General features: G+C 44.9%; 16 protein-coding genes. 8 read left to right on the forward strand and 8 right to left on the reverse strand.

Annotated elements, in window-relative coordinates; translation table 11 throughout:
• Positions 1-67: 67 nt before the first annotated feature.
• A complete protein-coding gene (locus tag AB4585_RS00630; protein WP_050543975.1) occupies positions 68-1,501 on the reverse strand; it encodes a sodium-dependent transporter in 1,434 nt (477 codons plus the stop codon).
• Positions 1,502-1,867: 366 nt separating this feature from the next.
• On the opposite strand from AB4585_RS00630, the gene cls reads away from it, so the two are divergent.
• Positions 1,868-3,322, forward strand: a complete 1,455-nt coding sequence (gene cls / locus AB4585_RS00635) for a cardiolipin synthase (RefSeq protein ID WP_017065339.1) — start codon at positions 1,868-1,870, stop codon at positions 3,320-3,322.
• A 182-nt stretch (positions 3,323-3,504) separates the two neighbouring features.
• Positions 3,505-4,689, forward strand: coding sequence for a cystathionine beta-lyase (locus AB4585_RS00640; RefSeq protein ID WP_017065338.1), 1,185 nt, complete (start codon positions 3,505-3,507; stop codon positions 4,687-4,689).
• Positions 4,690-4,933: 244 nt separating this feature from the next.
• On the opposite strand, the gene AB4585_RS00645 is transcribed toward AB4585_RS00640, so the two are convergent.
• From AB4585_RS00645 to pspA, 7 genes are all read right to left on the reverse strand, one after another.
• Positions 4,934-5,500 carry a DNA-3-methyladenine glycosylase I gene (locus AB4585_RS00645; RefSeq protein ID WP_102320255.1) on the reverse strand — a complete coding sequence of 189 codons (567 nt, stop codon included), beginning with the start codon at positions 5,498-5,500 and terminating at the stop codon, positions 4,934-4,936.
• 76 nt (positions 5,501-5,576) lie between these two features.
• On the reverse strand, positions 5,577-8,687 hold the full coding sequence (locus AB4585_RS00650) for an efflux RND transporter permease subunit (protein ID WP_372169236.1): 3,111 nt from the start codon (positions 8,685-8,687) through the stop codon (positions 5,577-5,579).
• Positions 8,680-9,765 carry an efflux RND transporter periplasmic adaptor subunit gene (locus tag AB4585_RS00655; protein ID WP_372169237.1) on the reverse strand — a complete coding sequence of 362 codons (1,086 nt, stop codon included), beginning with the start codon at positions 9,763-9,765 and terminating at the stop codon, positions 8,680-8,682. The genes AB4585_RS00650 and AB4585_RS00655 overlap by 8 nt, the downstream gene beginning before the upstream one ends.
• A gap of 1 nt (position 9,766) precedes the next feature.
• Positions 9,767-10,801, reverse strand: a complete 1,035-nt coding sequence (locus tag AB4585_RS00660; protein WP_029236444.1) for an efflux RND transporter periplasmic adaptor subunit — start codon at positions 10,799-10,801, stop codon at positions 9,767-9,769.
• Between the two features lie 158 nt (positions 10,802-10,959).
• Positions 10,960-11,346: an envelope stress response membrane protein PspC gene (gene pspC / locus AB4585_RS00665; protein ID WP_017065334.1), complete on the reverse strand. Its 387-nt coding sequence runs from the start codon at positions 11,344-11,346 to the stop codon at positions 10,960-10,962.
• The gene (gene pspB / locus AB4585_RS00670; protein ID WP_004734605.1) at positions 11,339-11,572 is read right to left on the reverse strand and encodes an envelope stress response membrane protein PspB; all 234 of its coding nucleotides are present in this window, start codon (positions 11,570-11,572) and stop codon (positions 11,339-11,341) included. The genes pspC and pspB overlap by 8 nt, the downstream gene beginning before the upstream one ends.
• Before the next feature lie 14 nt (positions 11,573-11,586).
• Entirely contained in the window at positions 11,587-12,258 is a 672-nt protein-coding gene (pspA, locus tag AB4585_RS00675; RefSeq protein WP_010440091.1) for a phage shock protein PspA, read from the reverse strand.
• A gap of 272 nt (positions 12,259-12,530) precedes the next feature.
• Here pspA and pspF point away from each other — a divergent pair, with 272 nt between their 5' ends.
• The 6 genes from pspF (at position 12,531) to AB4585_RS00705 (ending at position 18,894) form a co-directional block, all read left to right on the forward strand.
• A complete protein-coding gene (gene pspF, locus AB4585_RS00680) occupies positions 12,531-13,553 on the forward strand; it encodes a phage shock protein operon transcriptional activator (RefSeq protein ID WP_017060309.1) in 1,023 nt (340 codons plus the stop codon).
• A gap of 102 nt (positions 13,554-13,655) precedes the next feature.
• On the forward strand, positions 13,656-15,278 hold the full coding sequence (gene sapA / locus AB4585_RS00685; RefSeq protein WP_017065332.1) for an ABC transporter substrate-binding protein SapA: 1,623 nt from the start codon (positions 13,656-13,658) through the stop codon (positions 15,276-15,278).
• Positions 15,278-16,240, forward strand: a complete 963-nt coding sequence (locus AB4585_RS00690; RefSeq protein ID WP_017060307.1) for an ABC transporter permease subunit — start codon at positions 15,278-15,280, stop codon at positions 16,238-16,240. The genes sapA and AB4585_RS00690 overlap by 1 nt, the downstream gene beginning before the upstream one ends.
• Complete coding sequence (gene sapC, locus AB4585_RS00695) at positions 16,227-17,114, forward strand: putrescine export ABC transporter permease SapC (protein ID WP_017065331.1); 888 nt, start codon at positions 16,227-16,229, stop codon at positions 17,112-17,114. The genes AB4585_RS00690 and sapC overlap by 14 nt, the downstream gene beginning before the upstream one ends.
• Complete coding sequence (locus AB4585_RS00700; RefSeq protein WP_017060305.1) at positions 17,114-18,115, forward strand: oligopeptide/dipeptide ABC transporter ATP-binding protein; 1,002 nt, start codon at positions 17,114-17,116, stop codon at positions 18,113-18,115. Before sapC ends, AB4585_RS00700 begins: the two co-directional genes overlap by 1 nt.
• A complete protein-coding gene (locus AB4585_RS00705) occupies positions 18,112-18,894 on the forward strand; it encodes an ATP-binding cassette domain-containing protein (protein ID WP_017060304.1) in 783 nt (260 codons plus the stop codon). The genes AB4585_RS00700 and AB4585_RS00705 overlap by 4 nt, the downstream gene beginning before the upstream one ends.
• Positions 18,895-18,910 lie beyond the last annotated feature (16 nt).

An 18,910-nucleotide genomic window follows, 5' to 3' on the forward strand; every position in this document is an offset into this window, starting at 1 on the left:
TTAAGTTCCAGACATAAAAAAACGGGAGCTAATGAGCTCCCGTTTATCAAATTACTTTATCTTGCGATTAGAACTTCTTAGAAATCAGCGCAAAACCAGCAATGATACCAATACCTAGTAGCATGATTGCACCTTTACCGCTATCGAAGCCAGAAGAGATACCCATGAACGCAACGATTGCGATAGCTACAGGGATGATGTACTTAACTAGTGTGTACCATAGACCAAATAGTGGGAAAGAGACTTCACCGTCGTTAGTGATTTCTTTCTCTAGGTCTGCACGGTTTAGTCTCCAACCAGCGAAGATACATACCAACATACCGCCAACCGCTAGGAAAATCTTATCCGTTAGTAGGTCGAAAATGTCGAACGCGCCAGTATCAAACAGTGTTGGACCGAAGCCGCCAAGTGATAGAGAAGCGAAGATACATAGAATCGCCATTACAACACTTGCAGACAGTACCGCTGTTACACGCTTCATGCCTTTCTCATCGATTAGGTAAGAAACCACAACTTCAAGTAGAGATACTGAAGATGTTAGTGCCGCAACACTCAAACCAACGAAGAACATAAGAGCAAATAGAAGACCGATTACGCCGCCCATTTCAGCGAATAGCTGAGGAACAACAACGAATACTAAACCAGGGCCCGCTGCAGGTTCCATACCGAACGCGAACATTGCAGGGAACATTGCAACACCAGCTAGAATAGCAACACCAGTATCCATTGCGGTTACCATTGCTGTTGTCTGAACTAGGTTCTCTTTCTTCTTAAGGTAAGAACCGTATGTCATCATACAACCCATACCAAGACTTAGAGAGAAGAATGCTTGACCTAGAGCGGCTAGGATTACATTGCTGTCTACTTTAGAGAAGTCAGGACTGAATAGGAACTCAAGACCAGCCATCGCGCCCGGAAGCATAATGCCTTTGATTGATACTACAATAAGGATAATGAAAAGAAGCGGCATCAGGATCTTACCTGCTTTCTCAATACCACCAGAGATACCTTTCATAACGATAACAACGTTAAGTAGTAGGTATAAGCCCATCCACATTAGTGGTTGAACTGGGTTTGAGATAAAGCCACCAAAGCTATCACCAATTGCTTCTGGTGCGTCTAGAAGACCACCTGCAATTTTACCGATGTATGCGATTGACCAACCGCCTACTACTGGGTAGAAACCCATGATAAGTAGACCACTGAATACGCCGATAACGCCAGCGAACGTCCAACGACGGTCAGTTGTTTTAAATGCACCTACTGCTGATTTTTGCGTATGACGGCCAATCGCAAATTCAGTCAGCATGACACTGAAACCAATAAAAATTACAAAAAACAGGTAAATGGCAACGAATGCACCACCGCCACTTTCGCCTGCTGTGTATGGGAATTTCCAAATGTTACCTAAGCCAACAGCAGAACCTGCTGCAGCCATTACGAATCCTAACTTCGAACCCCAGGTATCGCGGGGTGTTGTGGTTGTATTACTAGTAGCCACGTGTACTCCAAACTTTTGTGTTATGTGATGTTGTGTTTTGCTTTGGGTGGCGTCTTTAAAAGGAAGGTGTATAAATAAATTTACACACCTAAAAGATTTGATTGACGCTCGTTGTCTAGCAAGTAAACCAGTTTAAGAATAAAATTGGAAGAGCATACCGTACAAATTTCGTTAAAGATGTAAATTTTTATGGTTAAATGCCGACTTTTCATACAAAACAATCGTTTTCTTCTTAAGTTGACCAAAACTTAACAACTTTAACCTATTTACATCTTTTGCTCTATTTTGTAAATAGTTGAATCCTTAAATTCCCATATCCGTTAAATAGCATTACTATCTAAGTGTCTCTTTTTTCGAGTATTCAATGTGGATAAGCTTTATCATTTTTTAACTTTGGCCTCTGTTGTTTTGTACTGGGTTCTCGTAGCCGGTGTGACGTTTCGTGTTGTACTAAAACGACGCTCTGTCAGCGTTTCTCTTGCTTGGCTAATGGTTATCTACATTATCCCGATTGTTGGTGTAGCTTGTTACTTCCTTTTTGGTGAGCTAAACCTAGGCAGAAAAAGGGCTGAACGCGCTCATCGTATGTTTACCCCTTTCGGCGACTGGTTCCGTCAATTGAATGATTGCCAACTTCACCAACCAGGGAAAGTCGGCTCCCCTATCCATAAGATTGACGAGCTTTGTAACAATCGAATGGGCATCCCTGCACTCAGTGGAAACACTCTATCGCTGCAATCTTCACCAAACGAGATCCTACACGCAATTATCGAAGATATAGAAAATGCACAAACCAGTATCAAGATGGTTTTCTATATTTGGCATCCAGGTGGCCTGACCGATTCGGTTGCCTCTGCGCTGATTCGCGCTGCAAAACGTGGCGTAGATGTTAAAGTTTTGCTCGATTCAGCCGGTAGCCCTCGCTTTTTCAAAAGCCACTGGCAGTCAATGATGAAGGACGCAGGCGTTCAAGTCGTACAAGCACTAGAAGTGAGCCCATGGCGTATTTTTTTACGTCGCCTAGATTTAAGACAACACCGCAAAATCATTGTGATTGACGAGACTATCGCCTATACGGGTTCAATGAACATGGTCGATCCTGCTCACTTCAAACAAAGTTCCGGCGTTGGTCAGTGGATTGATGTAATGGTCAGAGTGACTGGGCCAACCGTTAATGTGTTATCCGCTATTCATGGCTGGGATTGGGAAGTTGAGACTGGTGAACGCATTCTCCCTGATATACCTGAATGCCCAGTTGAAGAAATCATGACACATCATCCGGTTCAAGTAGTGCCGTCTGGCCCTGGCATGCCGGAATATTTGATCTTACAAGTACTGACCATCGCCATCAATCAAGCGAATCATTCTGTACGTATTACTACACCTTATTTTGTGCCAAGTGCTGACTTACTCGAAACACTTAAGATGACAGCTCAACGCGGCGTAACTGTAGAACTGATCATTCCACACAATAACGATTCACTAATGGTTAAATGGGCTTCTCGTGCGTTTTATACCGAGTTGCTTGAAGCTGGCGTGAAGATCTATGAATTTTACGGTGGCCTTCTTCATACCAAATCGGTAGTGATCGATGAAGAGTTTTGCTTGATCGGAACCGTCAATATCGACATGCGCAGTTTGTGGCTCAACTTTGAAGTGACTCTGGCTGTGGATGATGTGCATTTCACGCAAAAACTGTCTGAGCTGCAGAAATCTTATATCGCTTCATCCCACTCTGTAGAGTTAGAACAGTGGGAGCAAAGAAACCTTAGTAATCGCTTCTTTGAGAGGCTGTTCTACTTGTTCAACCCACTCCTATAATTCCAGCAATGAGTCGATTATGGCTCGTTGTTTCCCCATCGATCATTTTTAACCTTTCACTGTTAACTGAGTGAAAGGTTAAAAATCGTAAGAAAAGCGCAAAAATCCCCGCTCCGCTCTTGCTTTGAACACTCTTGGCATGTTTTAAATAGGACATAACCGATTGATAAGGAATTCACAGCATGTCCGAGAACAAAACCACTAAACTTATCACTGCCGGTCGTGATAAGAAGTGGACCAATGGTGTTGTTAACCCACCAGTACAACGCGCTTCAACTGTCGTATTTAACTCAGTAGAAGAGAAGCGTAAAGCTACGATTAACCGCGCTAACAAGACCCTTTTTTACGGACGTCGTGGAACCAACACTCATTTTGCCTTCCAAGATGCGATGGTTGAAGTAGAAGGCGGCGCGGGTTGTGCACTGTACCCGTGTGGTACAGCAGCAATTTCGAATGCCATTCTCTCTTTTGTAGAAACAGGTGATCATATTTTAATGGTTGACACCTGCTACGAACCTACTCGTGATTTCTGTGACACCATCATGAAAAAGATGGGGGTAGAGACAACTTACTACGAGCCAACGATTGGTGAAGGTATCCAAGACCTTATCAAGCCAAACACTAAGGTGCTGTTTACTGAGTCTCCAGGCTCTGTCACCATGGAAGTGCAGGATATTCCAACACTAGCGCGTATCGCTCATGAACATGACATCATCGTTATGCTAGACAATACTTGGGCGGCTGGCGTGAACTTCTCACCGTTTGATTTTGGTGTTGATATCTCGATTCAAGCAGCGACCAAATACATCGTGGGTCACTCTGATGTGATGCTAGGTACGGCAGTCGCCAATGAGAAATGCTGGGATCAACTAAGAGAGCAAAGTTACTTGATGGGGCAATGTGTCTCACCTGATGATGCTTATTTAGGGCTTCGCGGCATTCGTACTCTTGATGTGCGTCTACGCCAACACGCAGAAAGCAGCTTGAAGGTCGCAAAATGGTTAGAGACTCGTCCTGAAGTTAACCACGTTCGTCACCCTGCTCTTGAGTCTTGCCCAGGCCATGAATTCTTCAAACGAGATTTTACTGGCGGTAATGGCTTGTTCTCTTTTGTACTAAACAACTCTAATATCAAAGCGACGACAGCGTTACTTGATGGAATGACACATTTTAGTATGGGTTACTCTTGGGGTGGATTTGAAAGTTTGATTCTAGCTAACGAACCAAGCAGTTTTGACAGCTTGAGAACTGTTGCCAATCCTAATTTCGAAGGTACCTTGATACGTGTTCATATTGGGTTAGAAGATGTTGATGACCTGATTGCTGATCTAGAGGCGGGATTAGAACGTTATAGCGCTCTGATTTAATCTGAGACGATAGGTCTAATATGCAAAAAAGGCAGGATATTCCTGCCTTTTTCTGTTTAAAGCATAACTCAAAATACTCATATTCAGATACTTCAGCTCATAATACAAACCGCTCATAGTCCAGAAGCTTTCAAAGCCAATATTGAACCTTAAAGCACATCCACTTAAAGATCTCAGAGCGATGAAAAAATGGCTATGAATTTTTCAATTTCTAAGTGATTGTTCCGCTGAAATAAATAACACTTTATTTGTGTGGGCAACCGACTAAATGATCATTGACCATACCTGTTGCTTGCATAAATGCGTAACAGATTGTTTCTCCTACAAACTTAAAGCCTCTCTTCTTCAAAAACTTACTCATCGCTTTAGATTGCTCGGTAGAAGCGGGAACTTGAGACATCTCAGTCCATTGATTCACGATCACTTCATTATCAACAAATTGCCATAAGGCATTAGAAAGAGAGCCGAACTCTTTCTGTAATTCAAGCGTTGCTCGTGCATTGTTGTATACCGAAGCAATCTTACCCCTGTGTTTAACCACATCGAAGTTTTCAATGATGTGCGGCACGTTGTCTTCATTCAGCTCAGCTAGCTTGTTTAGATCGTAATCATCGAACGCGGCACGATACCCTTCTCGCTTTTTCAGGATCGTAATCCAACTCAGACCGGCTTGAGCACCTTCTAAAGTAATGAACTCAAACAGAACTTGGTCATCATAAACAGGCACGCCCCACTCTGCATCGTGGTACTCCCTTTCAAGCTCATGTTTAAGCGCCCATGCACACGTTCTATCCACTGTATTAGCTTCCATTTCGATGGTCTCTTTTAGTAATCATACATAAAAATAATGCCCCAATTAGGGGCATTATTTCAAAGGTCAGTTGACGTTAAGCCACTTCAATTTTATGGAACAAACGATACAGCACAGGCACTACGATTAGCGTGAGTACAGTCGCAAAGCCTAAACCAAACATGATGGTTACTGCCATTGGTTTGAAGAAGATATCCGGTAGTAGAGGGATCATACCTAGAATGGTGGTAATCGCCGCCATACATACCGGGCGAACACGACTCAGAGCCGCATCAACAACCGCTACATACGGATCTTTACCAGATTTCATCTCAATCTCAATTTGATCAAGTAGTACGATACCGTTCTTCAGAAGCATCCCAGATAGACTCAAGAAGCCCAACAGCGCCATAAAGCCGAATGGTGTATTCAAGGCTAGCAAGCCTGTCGTCACCCCTATCAACGCCAATGGAACCGTTAACCAAACGATCAGAGGCTCTTTCACCGAGTTAAACAAGAACACAGTGATTAAGAACATGAACAAGTAACCCAGAGGCATGGTTGTGAACAGTGACGCCTGTGCATCTGCTGACGACTCATATTCACCCCCCCATTCCAATGAGTAACCCGGAGGCATCTCAATCGCTTCAATCTGTGGTTGTAAGCGTTTCTGTAGAGTTGAGGCCGTCTCTTCACCCAATAGATCAGGATCCGCCATTACCGTTAGCATACGCTTACGGTTCTTACGGATGATCAGTGGATCTTCCCATTCTAGCTCGTAACCTAACGTTACTTGTTGAAGTGGGATGTACTCACTTAATGCTGGGCTCCAGATCTTCATGCCTTCGATGTTACGAATATCGACACGCTCGTCTTCAGGCAAACGAGCCACAATCGGCATTAACGTTGTACCATCACGATACACACCAATCGACTTACCAGAGAAAGACATTGCTAGGAAATCATCAACGTCAGATTTAGTAATACCATAACGACGCGCTTGGCTTTCATTGAACTGAGGCTCTAATACCTTAGTTCTTTCACGCCAATCGTGACGAACGTTAAATGCGCCTTCATCAGCACGCATGATGTCCATCACTTGTGCAGCGATTGAACGTAAAACCGTTGGATCAGAACCCACAATTCGCGCTTCAATTTTCGCACCGCCACCAGGACCTAATTCGATCTGTTTAAGCTTGTAGTCAATCTCTGGGAACTGACCATTTACATGTTCACGGAAGCGTTTCATTAGCCCTTCAAGTACTTCATAACTTTTCACACGAACCGTTATCTCACCGTAAGCGCTATAACTTTTCTCTGGCGCATAAGTCAGCATGAAACGTTGCAGGCCTTTACCCGCGGTTGTCGTGATATGTTCAACTTCGTCCTGCTCAGCTAGCCAACTCTCAAGCACTTTAAGCTTGGTATTGGTCGCTCGAATATCGGTACCTTCTGGCATCCACACATCCACTTGGAACATAGGTGTGGTTGAAGACGGGAAGAAGGCTTGCTTAACGAAACCAAAACCGTACACACTCGCGCCTAAACCAATAATCAGAACAAACATGGTTAACCAAGCACGCTTCATACAGAACTCAAGGAAGTTTTTGTAGATAACAAAAACCATCCCGTTGTATGGGTCCTTACCTTCGTTATCTGGATCGACCTTCTGACCTTTAAAGAACATGTCGGCAAAGAACGGCGTGAGCGAGATGGCAGTAAACCAACTCAGCATCAAGGAGATCAGTAGCACCGTGAACAAGGTGCCACAGTATTCGCCTGTTGAGTCTTCAGATAAACCAATTGGAGCAAACGCAGTCACCGCAATAACCGTCGCACCAAGCAGCGGCCATTTGGTTTGGGTTACGATATCGGTGGCGGCCTGCATCCGGGTTCGCCCCTTCTGCGTGCCGATCAATATCCCTTCCACCACCACAATGGCATTATCCACCAGCATCCCCAAGGCGATAACCAACGCGCCCAGTGAAATACGTTGTAGGTCGATCTTGAAGTACTGCATGAAAATGAATGTACCGAATACGGTCAATAGCAGTATCAAACCAATCAATAGGCCCGATCTTAGTCCCATGAAGAACAGTAACACCACGATTACGATCGCAACCGCCTGCCCTAAACTCACCACAAATCCGCTTACCGACTTGTCTACCTCTTTAGGTTGGTTATAAACCTCGGAGATGTCGATGCCGACGGGTTGTTGATACTTTAGCTCGGCCAATCTTCGATCAAACGCTTCACCAACCGCTACTACGTTCACGCCTTGCGCAAAAGAGACACCAAGGTTAAGTGCGAGCTTGCCGTTATAGCCAATGATGTTACTTGGCACTTCAACATAACCACGAGTTACATTCGCCACATCTTTTAAATAGATGAGACCTTGAGCACCACCTTCTGTCAGAATTAAATCGCCAAGCTGCTCAACATTCTGGAACTCACCCGTTGGATGAATTCGAATGTATTCGTCGCCAATTCTTACCGCACCCGCACTTGATACAATATTTTGAGTCGATAAAAGATTAAATACCGTGCTTGGAGACAGACCTAAGGAGCTTATCCGCTTCATCGATATCTCAATGAATACTTGCTCTTGTTGTTGACCAGAAACAGAGACCTTACTGACCCCATCAACCAACTCCAGCTCTCGCCTTAGATAATCAATGTAATCCAGCAGCTCTTTGTAGCTATAACCATCACCCGTCACCGCAAGCAAGATCCCGTAAACGTCACCGAAGTCATCAATGACTTGAGGATCATTGACCCCAGGTGGCAGTCCAACCTTAAGATCATTCACTTTTCGGCGAAGTTCATCCCAAATTTGCGGAAGATCGTCCGGACCATAGTTATTCTTCATCGTTACCGTTACCTGAGACAGGCCACGGCTTGAAATAGAGTTCACTTCGTCGACATAGGTAAGCTGTTGAATCGCTTTCTCTAGTGGGTAGGTAACTTCTTCTTCCACCTGCTGAGGCGTTGCCCCCGGGTATGAAGTCACGACCATTGCATCTTTGATGGTAAAGGCAGGATCTTCTAAACGCCCCAAACCGAAGAATGCTGAAACACCACCAATAAGAAAGATCAGAGATAGCATCCAGCTAATGACTTTGTTACGTATAAAGTAAGAAGCAACACCTGTGATCTGATCATCACCCTGTTGATCGTCATTTTGGGGCTTGTTATTTACTTCACTCATTGTTCGTCTCCTGAGACAATACTTCCACTGTCATCCCATCTCGCAATCGCGATACGCCTGCAACAACGACATGCTGCCCCATTTCCAATCCTTTCACTACCTGCAATGTTTCCTGGTTTGCTTTTCCTAACACGACTTGTTGTTTCGAGACTGTCTTGTCGTCGTTAAGAACCCACACATAAGAGTTTTTACGATCCAGTTCATCACCGTCTGCATTGAATACCGCTTCGATCGGAATAAGTACACCAGCTTTTAGCTCCAAACCGATATCCCGCCCGTTTGAAGTCACATCAACGGCCATACCATCAAGAATCAAATCGTCTTCTGGCATCGGCAAAGCTAATGTAACCGTGAAGGTACCCGTACTTGGATCGGGTTCAGTGGTGAACTCTTTAATACCTGCGGTGTATTCATTACCGCTTGGCACTCTCACCACAGCTTCCACGTTCGAGAGGAGCGTTTCATTGGGTTGATTCACATAAATTTGGTCAGGGAGCTGAATCACAACTTCGACATCCTCAACACTGTGAATGTTCACAATCTGTTGGCCTACCTGAATATTTTCATATTGGTCGACACTGACTCGAGAAATAATCCCATCAACAGGCGCACGAAGCATAGTGAACGATAAGCGCAGTTTCGCCAGTTCCAACTCGGCATAAGCAATCTGGCGTTGAGCGGCAATTTCATCGAATTGCGACTTAGCCAATAAGCCTTTCTTCACTAGCGGACTCGAACGTCGGTATTGACTATTGATTACCGTGTAACGAGCTTGAGCATTGTCCACATCCAATTGATAATCGGTTGGGTCAAGCTCGGCAATGATGTCCCCTTTGGCAACTCGTTCACCTTCCTTCACATCTAGCTTGAAGATTTCACCCGCAACTCGGAAACTGAGGTGAGCCTTCTCAGCAGCGTTTGCTACCGCAGGGAAATAGAGTTTGTCGCTAATATCGATGACTGAAATCTCGATAGCTTTAACCAAGGGCGTGTTATTCACTTCTACAGCTTGCTTATCTTCACAAGCCGTCAGTAAGGCTAAACACGACAGGCCAGCAGCCACTTTAAGTGTTTTCATGTTATAGCCCCCTTTCCTTGATCCACTCTCGAACTTTAATGCCCGACTCAAGACCATTGACGCCAGAAGTCACAATGCGATCGCCATCGTTCAATCCAGAGACGATATGGCGTTTTTCATCGATGACAATGGCAACATTTTCAACAATGCCGTCGCTATTCACACGCCATACAGAGACATCATCCCCATCGGTCATCATTGCTGACGTTGGTATTTTGGTGGCCGCCGCTAACGATGAAACGAGATTTACCGAGCCAGACATACCGGGCAAAATACCCACATCGGTTGGTCTTTCCATTACCATGGTGACTTTGTACGAACCTGTTTTCGGGTCAGCTTCGGTATCCACTTCTTGGAAGGTTAAAACGTAAGAGTTTTCAGGAAACGCATCAAAAACCATGGTTGCATCCATCTCGAACCCTGATGAAAAGCGCGTAATAAGTTGGTCGGGTAATAAGAAGACGACTTTAAGAATTTGATTGGTTTGAATATTCATCACGCCTTGTTTAGCCGCAATGTATTCATGGTTTTCAGCAGGAATGATGGAAATGGTTCCGTCATACGGCGCAACCAAAGTGGTGTAGCGAAGATTCGCGTTAGCTTGATTAAGCACCGCGCGAGCTGAATTGTGGTTCGCTTTCGCTTGGTCGAAATCTTGCTCTGATACCACACGATCTTTACGAAGTTTGATCGCACGTTGATATTGAACATCGGCTAGCTGAAAATTCGCTTTTGCTTGCTTCTCGAGTAGTTGATATTCATCGGGATTTAACTTAGCAAGCTCGTCGCCTTTAGACACGTGCTGCCCAGCGGTCACATCGATGCTCTGCAATAACCCAGGAACACGGAATGCGAGTACCGCTCTGTCACCAGCTTCTGTGGTAGCAGGGAAATTACGCTCAAAGGCATTATTACCGACGGAGACAGTGAAGAGTTTGGCGGGTCTGGACTCAGGTTCAGGCACGGGAGGAAGCTCCTTACCACACCCAGACAACCCAGCTAAGGCAGTCAATAGGACAAGGGAGGCTCTATACATTGGTGATCATCCATATCTATAAATATTTTTATAACATAGATTAATCACATGTAACTTACCAGTCAGCGTAAGATTTATTTAGAGAAAATTATTAAAAAAAATAACGGCTTGGAATAAATTTTCCTAAACCGTTATCTAATCCTTTTTAGGTTTTACCACTACATGTTCTTAAATTCACGATTCACTTTAAACGTATCTGAGGTGACATAAGCTTCCATGTTGCGGACACTGGTCTCTAACTTCTGGAAATCACCCTCTAAAGTGTTCAATAGCGACTCTGCAGTTTGCCCTTTTTCCCAAGGCTTTTGCTTCAGCGTATGCTCTTGTTTCGCCTTCATTTGGTCGACATACTGAGGTGGTTGTTTTTCAAGCATAAATGTCAAAGCTAAATACGCTAATAACACCAGAAAACTACCACCAAGCAGTGCTGCTGAAATAACTAAGATGCGAACCAACCACACTTCAAGGCCAAAATAGTTCGCTAACCCTGCACACACACCAGACAATTTGCCGTTAATCGTGTCGCGATACAGTTCTCTACTCATAGTTTCGTCTCCAGTTAGGCGACTCCGCATCCAGTATTTTTTCTAGCGTTTTCACTCGGTCTTGCATGGATTCGGCTTGCGCAGAAAGCTTATGCAGACGTTGAAGATCCGTTTCAGAAAGACCATTGCTGGATTTCTTCTTGCTGCGGTAATGTAAGAATAACCATAGCGGTGCCACGAAGATTAAAAAGACAATCAGTGGACCTGCAATTAGAAATGTTGACATAGACAACTCCTAGATTATTTATCGCGGTTTTCAACTTGTTGCTTCAGTTTCGCTAGCTCTTTTTCGATTTCATCTTGAGCTTGTAGCTCGGCAAACTCTTGGTCTAAAGATTTTGCGTTGCCAGTCTTAGCGTAAACGTCCGCTTCAGCTTCTAATTCATCCACTTTACGCGAGAATTGCTCAAACTTCGCCATTGCTTCGTTGGTTTTGCTTGAGTGCAGGTGTTTTTGAACATCACGACGGTTGCTTGCCGCATTGTTACGAATCATTAATGCTTGTTGCTTTGCACGAGTTTCTGCGATCTTTGTTTCAAGTTTACCAATTTCACTCGTCAATTTTTCGATGGTTTCATGAACCAAGGTTTGTTCGGTGTGAAGGCTCTTGATGATGTCTTCCAGTTTTTGCTTTTCGATTAGCGCCGCTCTCGCCAAATCTTCGCGTTGTTTGGTCAGGGCAAGTGTCGCTTTATTTTGCCAATCTAGAATCTGTGTTTCGATAGCTTCTACTTTACGCGCTAGCTCTTTCTTGTCAGCAATTGCTTTTGCTGAGTTGGTACGAACTTCAACTAAGGTGTCTTCCATTTCTTGGATAATAAGACGAATCATCTTTTCTGGATCTTCAGCCTTATCTAATAGTGCACTGATGTTTGAATTTACAATGTCTGCAAAGCGAGAAAAAATACCCATGAGGAACTCCTTAATTACAATGATGGCAAATGCGTTTCAAATCGTTGTGCGACTTTATCAATCCACTTGCTCAAAAATTTACGTTTGTTGTTAAACCTACCATAAATAATCCAAGTAGCGTGCCAACTTTTAAGCCATTTATTATCAGTTACTTACAATAAATGGTGATTAACTCGAACCATGCTATGATGAATTTAGCCAAGTATTGGTATTTTTCACCACTATGGCTCTTACATGACCTCTCCAGCGATTAATTCATACAAGGACCCGCTATGCAGCAGAACCTCATTGGTGAATCACCTAGCTTTCTCTCTGTGTTAGATAAAGTTTCCCAACTCGCACCAATAGAAAGACCCATTCTGATCATTGGCGAACGTGGCACAGGTAAAGAGTTGATCGCACAAAGACTGCATTACCTTTCAAGACGTTGGGATCAACCTTTGATCTCATTGAACTGCTCAACCTTAAGTGAAGGTTTGATTGATTCAGAACTGTTTGGTCATGAATCGGGATCCTTTACGGGTTCGAAAGGGCGTCATCAAGGTCGTTTTGAAAGAGCAGAAGGCGGAACGCTGTTTCTGGATGAGCTGGCGACCACTCCCCTTGCGGTTCAAGAGAAACTACTGCGCGTTATTGAATACGGGCAATATGAACGTGTCGGTGGGCAAAAGGCGCTAAGTGCCAATGTCAGACTGGTGTGTGCAACCAATGCCGACTTACCAGACATGGCATTAAAGGGCGAATTCCGAGCAGACCTATTAGATAGACTGGCGTTTGACGTCATTACTATCCCTCCTTTGCGTGAGCGAAAAGAAGACATCATGCTACTGGCAGAATATTACGCCATTAAGATGTGTCGTGAATTGGAATTGGAGTTGTTTGTTGGCTTTGCCCCCTCTGCCGTTGAATCGCTTTTGGATTATTCTTGGCCAGGGAATGTACGAGAACTCAAAAACGTCATTGAGCGAGCTATCTATCAGCACGGAAAAGATCCATATCCTATTGAATATTTGGTGTTTAACCCATTTAAACCCGCATGGAAAACAGAGCAAGATTCCTCTCCGGAAACTGGCAATGAGCCGTCTAACAGCCATACTTCATCAGAGAGCTTGTTTTCTTTGCCGCTTGATTACAAAGCATGGCAAGAACAACAAGACATCAAGCTACTCAACCAAGCCCTCAAACAGAGCAAATATAACCAGAAACAAGCCGCAGAATTACTTGGGTTAACCTACAACCAATTACGTGGAATGGTGAGGAAGTACGCGATTGTCGGACAAGCTAACGATAAATAGCTGTCCACGCTTGATTATTATTTGGAGCCGAATAAATAAAATGTTAAATTGTCCGGATCTTGAGGCTCCTCTAACGCCTCGTTTCGAAAAGTATTTCTTTTTATGAAAGCACTAATAAGACTATCACTGAGCATCTGCACGTTGAGCTTTCTCGCTGGATGTGGTGAGAGTGTGAATCACGAGCAAATCCGTGAAAAAGGCTTCATTTATTGCGGCCAAGGTAATCCTAGTACCTTCAATCCACAGCTAGTTGATAGTGGCATTACCGCAGAATCGCTGAGTCCTCAAATCTTCGATACACTGCTCACTCTTGATCCGATGACGTACCGACCAAAACAGAACTTAGCGACAAGTTGGTCTGTTGATAAATCAGGTACAGAATACACGTTCAAACTGCGCCCAAATGTTGCGTTCCAAACCACAGACTGGTTCACCCCAACTCGTAGCATGAATGCACAAGATGTGGTGTTTAGCTTTGAACGTGTCATTGATAGTTCAAACCCATTTCATTATGTGGGTGGCGGCCTATACCCATGGTTTGCCGGAATCGACTTCAAAAACCTGATTGTCGATATCACCGCAGTTGATGACCTAACGGTGAAATTCCAATTAAGTCGCCCAGACAATTCGTTTCTCAATAACATCGCCACCAGCTATGCAGTCATTCACTCTAAGGAGTATGCCAATCAGCTCATTGCAGCGGATGAGAAAAATCGAATCGATTCCAATCCAGTCGGCACTGGCCCTTTCTACTTAGATGAATACCAAATCAACGACCTAGTGCGCTTGAAAAAGAACAAGCACTACTGGAAAGGTGAAGTACAAATGGACCAAGTTGTGTTCGATACTTCGCAACGTGGAACAGGCACACTTGCCAAGCTTCTGCGTAGTGAGTGTGACGTGCTCAACTCACCAATTTCTAGCCAAATCCCTATTATTCAGGCTCATGAAGAGTTGAAGATTTCTGCTACTCCGGCGGTTAATGTCTCTTTCATCGCGCTGAATACTGAGCACCCTGCACTGCGTGACTCTCGAGTTCGTAAAGCGCTCAACTTAGCCATCAATCGTCAGAACATTCTTGATTCTGTGTATTACGGTACAGGAACCAAAGCCTACACCTTGCTTCCTCCGACTTCTTGGGCTCACCAAAAAGACAGCGTTCAAGTTCGCTACGACCGAAACTATGCGGTTGCGCTTCTCAAAGAAGCTGGCGTTGAACCTGGGTTAGAGCTTTCAATGTGGGTACCACTAGAGCCACGCGCATACAATCCAAGTCCAAGAAAAACGGCAGAACTTATCCAAGCAAACTTAGCCGATATTGGTATTGAATTGAAACTCTATACCGACGACCGATTTGACCGCACACAGTTGTCCTCTATTTCCTCAACAGACTTGTTGCTTACAGGCTGGATAGGCAATACCGGTGACCCGGACAACTTCTTACGTCCGCTGCTCTCATGCAGCTCTGAGCGTGCAGGGTTAAACGTCTCGATGTGGTGTAATTCAGACTTTGATTTCCTTCTCGACTTAGCATTAGAGATCAATCAACAAAGGCACCGTGTGAACTTGTACCGACAAGCCCAAAACATTCTCAATGAAGAAGTTCCTGTGATTCCTTTAGCTCATGGCGTGCAATTTCGCGTGCACGATCGTTCGCTAACAGGCTTTAAAGCAAGTCCTTTCAATGCCCAACCTTTTGATCAAGTCAGAAGAGAGGTGCAGTAATGTTTTGGTATACATTAAGACGTGTAAACTTATTCGTTATTACGCTAGGAATTCTGACCTTGGTAGGTTTTTCCCTGCTTCGATTAGACCAAACCTCACCTTGGGCAATTCAAGATTTTTGGCCCGGTTGGATTAGCTATATCACTGAATTATCGACGCTAAACTTTGGCCTAAGCAAACACGGTGTGCCTATCATCGATGAGTTGGTCCTGGTGTTCCCTGCAACGCTAGAGCTGTGCTTCTTTGCCTTTGTGTTGGCACTCATCATCGGTATCCCTTTCGGCACCATTGCTGGTATGAGACAAGGTAAATTTGTTGATACCACCATATCGTTCACCTCAATGGCCGGTTACTCTGCGCCTATATTTTGGGTCGCGTTGCTGATGATCATGGTGTTTTCACTGCACTTTGAAATGTTCCCAGTTGGTGGCCGATACGACCTACTTTACGAGATTGAACACGTGACTGGATTCGCGATGATTGACGCCTTTTTTGCCGAGGGTCGCTACCGTGCGCACGCACTACAAAGTGTTATCGAGCACATGGCGTTGCCTTGTCTTGTTTTAGCACTGGCGCCAACGACTCAGGTCATCCGATTGATGAGAGCGTCAGTGGCTGAAGTAATGACGCAAAACTACATCCGCGCTGCGCGAATTAAAGGTCTTTCCACTAGAGAGATCATCACGCAGCACGTGCTAAGAAACGCGATACCTCCGATTATTCCTAAGGTCGGTGTTCAGCTATCGAGTATGTTAACGCTTGCTATTGTTACCGAGTCTATCTTTAACTGGCCGGGCATTGGCCGCTGGTTATTGGATGCCTTATCGAATCAAGATTACGTTTCAATTCAAGCTGGTGTAATTGTGGTGGCTACCTTAGTTTTGACCGCTAATATTCTGTCCGATCTACTGGGCGCGATGATCAATCCACTGGTAAGGAAGGAATGGTATGCTAACAAATAACGTCTACCAAGAAGAACAGATTCCAACCCAGTTCGAACGTTTCTGGCGCAGCTTCCGCAGCAATAATCTAGCTATGTTTGGCTTGTGGTGTTTGGTGCTTATCATTCTGGTCACCGTCACTTCACCGTGGCTAGCCCCGCATGATGCACAAGAACAAACCGGTCACCTATTAACACCGCCCTCTTGGGATCCTGCGGGAACGGTAGAATACTTTTTGGGTACGGATGACTTAGGCAGAGATATTCTCTCTCGCCTAATAATTGGCTCTCAGTTAACCTTCGGCGCCGCGGTGGTGATTACCTTTATCGCAGCCGTCATTGGTTGTCTGATTGGCGTACTTGCTGGTATGACGCGCGGTTTACTATCAAGCACGCTAAACCACCTGCTTGATACTGTTATGTCGATTCCATCTCTTCTGCTGGCGATTATCTTCGTGGCATTCCTTGGCTTTGGGGAGTTTAATATCTTGCTCGCCTTGTGCTTGGCACTGATCCCGCGCTTTATACGCTCGGTGTACATTGCCGTGCATGCTGAAGTAGAAAAAGACTATATTCTGGCTTCTCGCCTTGATGGTGCGAACGATTTTTACCTGCTATGGAACTCAATCCTTCCGAACATCCTTACCGTGATCGCTCTTGAAGTTACGCTGGCACTGTCAGTCGCAATTCTTGATATCACGGCTTTAGGTTTCCTAGGGCTTGGCGCTCAAGCACCGAGTACCGAATGGGGCTCCATCTTGGGTGATTCGGTCGAGTTGATTTACCTTGCGCCATGGACAGTTACCCTACCCGGCTTAGCTATTATGTTTACAGTTATCGTGATTAACCTCGTCGGTGAAGGTGTTCGCCAAGCGCTAAATGCAGGAATCGAATAATGCCGTTACTTGATATTCGACATCTAACCATCGAGATTGAGACCCCTCAAGGGATGGTTAAAGCCGTAGATCGAATGAGTATTACCCTCAATGAAGGGGAAATTCGTGGCTTAGTAGGTGAATCAGGCTCAGGTAAGAGTTTGGTTGCAAAAGCGATCGTCGGAGTATGTAAAGAAAACTGGAAGGTTTCTGCAGACCGAATGCGCTTAGGTAATATCGACCTACTGCAATTGACGCCTAAAGAAAGACGCCGAGTGATCGCCCGCGATATCGCGATGATCTTCCAAGAGCCATCGACGTGTCTTGACCCTTCTGAAAAAGTAGGTAACCAGCTCGTTGAAGCGATCCCTTCCCATTCGTTTGAAGGTCGTTGGTGGCAACGATTTAAGTGGCGTAAGAAGCAAGCGATCGCGTTACTGCACAAAGTCGGCATCAAAGACCACTCTCGCCTAATGGACAGTTACTCTTATGAGCTGACAGATGGTGAGTGTCAAAAAGTCATGATCGCAATGGCGATCGCTGCCAAGCCAAAAGTCTTGATTGCTGACGAGCCAACCAACGATTTAGACCCAATTACACAGTCTCAAATATTGCGTCTTTTGAGTCGTATGAACCAGATCAATAACACCACCATCGTGTTGATCGGCCATGACTTAACCACCATTACCCAATGGGCGACTCGCATTACCGTGATGTACTGTGGTCAATCGGTAGAATCCGCTGATACACCGAAGCTGTTGGATGCACCAAAGCACCCGTACACCGTTGCTTTGTTAAAAGCGATGCCAGACTTTAACGACTGGATTCCCCACAAGGAGAAGCTCCAGTCTTTGCCGGGGTCAATTCCACCGCTGCAACATCTTCCTATTGGTTGTCGATTAGGGCCTCGCTGCCCATACGCACAAAGGCAGTGTGTCGAGATCCCACATACGAAACGTATCAAGAACCATAAGTTCAACTGTCACTTCCCTCTGAATATGGAGAAGAAAAAGAAATCATGAGTGCATTATTAGAAGTCAGTGATTTGTCTAAAGACTTTACGACTCGCTCTGGTCTTTTCCGTAAAAAGATTCATCAGGCGGTGAAGCCAGTTAGCTTTTCTCTTGAAGCAGGCCAGACAATTGGTTTTATCGGCCAGAATGGTTCTGGCAAATCAACATTAGCCAGAATGCTCGCAGGCATGGTGGAGCCAACCGCAGGCGAGATCCGCGTGAATGGCGAAAAGCTAGAGCACAAAGACTACTCGACTCGTTGTAAGCTGATTCGAATGATCTTCCAAGATCCGAATACGTCACTTAACCCGCGCATTCAGATCGGTCGAATTCTTGAAGGTCCATTAAAGCGAAACACCAACATGCCTCCAGAAGCTCGTATGCGTCGTGTGAAAGACACACTACTGCGCGTAGGCCTTCTACCGGAACATGCGTATTTCTACCCTCAGATGCTTGCTGCAGGCCAGAAACAAAGGGTTTGTTTGGCTCGTGCCTTAATACTTCAGCCATCCATCATTGTTGCTGATGAAGCTTTAAATGGTTTGGACATGGCAATGCGCTCGCAAATCATCAATCTGTTCTTAGAGTTACAAGAAGAGATGGGCGTATCGTTCGTTTATGTATCTCAACACCTCGGTATTGTTAAGCACATTACCGACAAGATTATTGTCATGCATGAAGGCAATGTGGTTGAGAGTGGGGAAACAGATCAAGTGCTAACCAATCCAACTCACCAAATCACCCAAAGATTGGTTGAGAGCCATTTCTCCAAAGCGCCGAACCACTAACCTGGAATCACGCTAC

This window comes from Vibrio sp. 10N.222.49.C9, from assembly GCF_041474985.1.
In the GTDB taxonomy this organism is placed as follows: Bacteria; Pseudomonadota; Gammaproteobacteria; order Enterobacterales; family Vibrionaceae; genus Vibrio; species Vibrio crassostreae_C.

Bases quoted from the DNA above. Each gene is read 5' to 3' on its own strand.
- AB4585_RS00640 (WP_017065338.1), top strand. From the start codon at position 3,505: ATGTCCGAGAACAAAACCACTAAACTTATCACTGCCGGTCGTGATAAG.
- AB4585_RS00645 (WP_102320255.1), bottom strand. From the start codon at position 5,500: ATGGAAGCTAATACAGTGGATAGAACGTGTGCATGGGCGCTTAAACAT.
- AB4585_RS00650 (WP_372169236.1), bottom strand. From the start codon at position 8,687: ATGAGTGAAGTAAATAACAAGCCCCAAAATGACGATCAACAGGGTGAT.
- AB4585_RS00655 (WP_372169237.1), bottom strand. From the start codon at position 9,765: ATGAAAACACTTAAAGTGGCTGCTGGCCTGTCGTGTTTAGCCTTACTG.
- AB4585_RS00660 (WP_029236444.1), bottom strand. From the start codon at position 10,801: ATGTATAGAGCCTCCCTTGTCCTATTGACTGCCTTAGCTGGGTTGTCT.
- pspC (WP_017065334.1), bottom strand. From the start codon at position 11,346: ATGAGTAGAGAACTGTATCGCGACACGATTAACGGCAAATTGTCTGGT.
- pspB (WP_004734605.1), bottom strand. From the start codon at position 11,572: ATGTCAACATTTCTAATTGCAGGTCCACTGATTGTCTTTTTAATCTTC.
- pspA (WP_010440091.1), bottom strand. From the start codon at position 12,258: ATGGGTATTTTTTCTCGCTTTGCAGACATTGTAAATTCAAACATCAGT.
- pspF (WP_017060309.1), top strand. From the start codon at position 12,531: ATGCAGCAGAACCTCATTGGTGAATCACCTAGCTTTCTCTCTGTGTTA.
- sapA (WP_017065332.1), top strand. From the start codon at position 13,656: ATGAAAGCACTAATAAGACTATCACTGAGCATCTGCACGTTGAGCTTT.
- AB4585_RS00690 (WP_017060307.1), top strand. From the start codon at position 15,278: ATGTTTTGGTATACATTAAGACGTGTAAACTTATTCGTTATTACGCTA.
- sapC (WP_017065331.1), top strand. From the start codon at position 16,227: ATGCTAACAAATAACGTCTACCAAGAAGAACAGATTCCAACCCAGTTC.
- AB4585_RS00700 (WP_017060305.1), top strand. From the start codon at position 17,114: ATGCCGTTACTTGATATTCGACATCTAACCATCGAGATTGAGACCCCT.
- AB4585_RS00705 (WP_017060304.1), top strand. From the start codon at position 18,112: ATGAGTGCATTATTAGAAGTCAGTGATTTGTCTAAAGACTTTACGACT.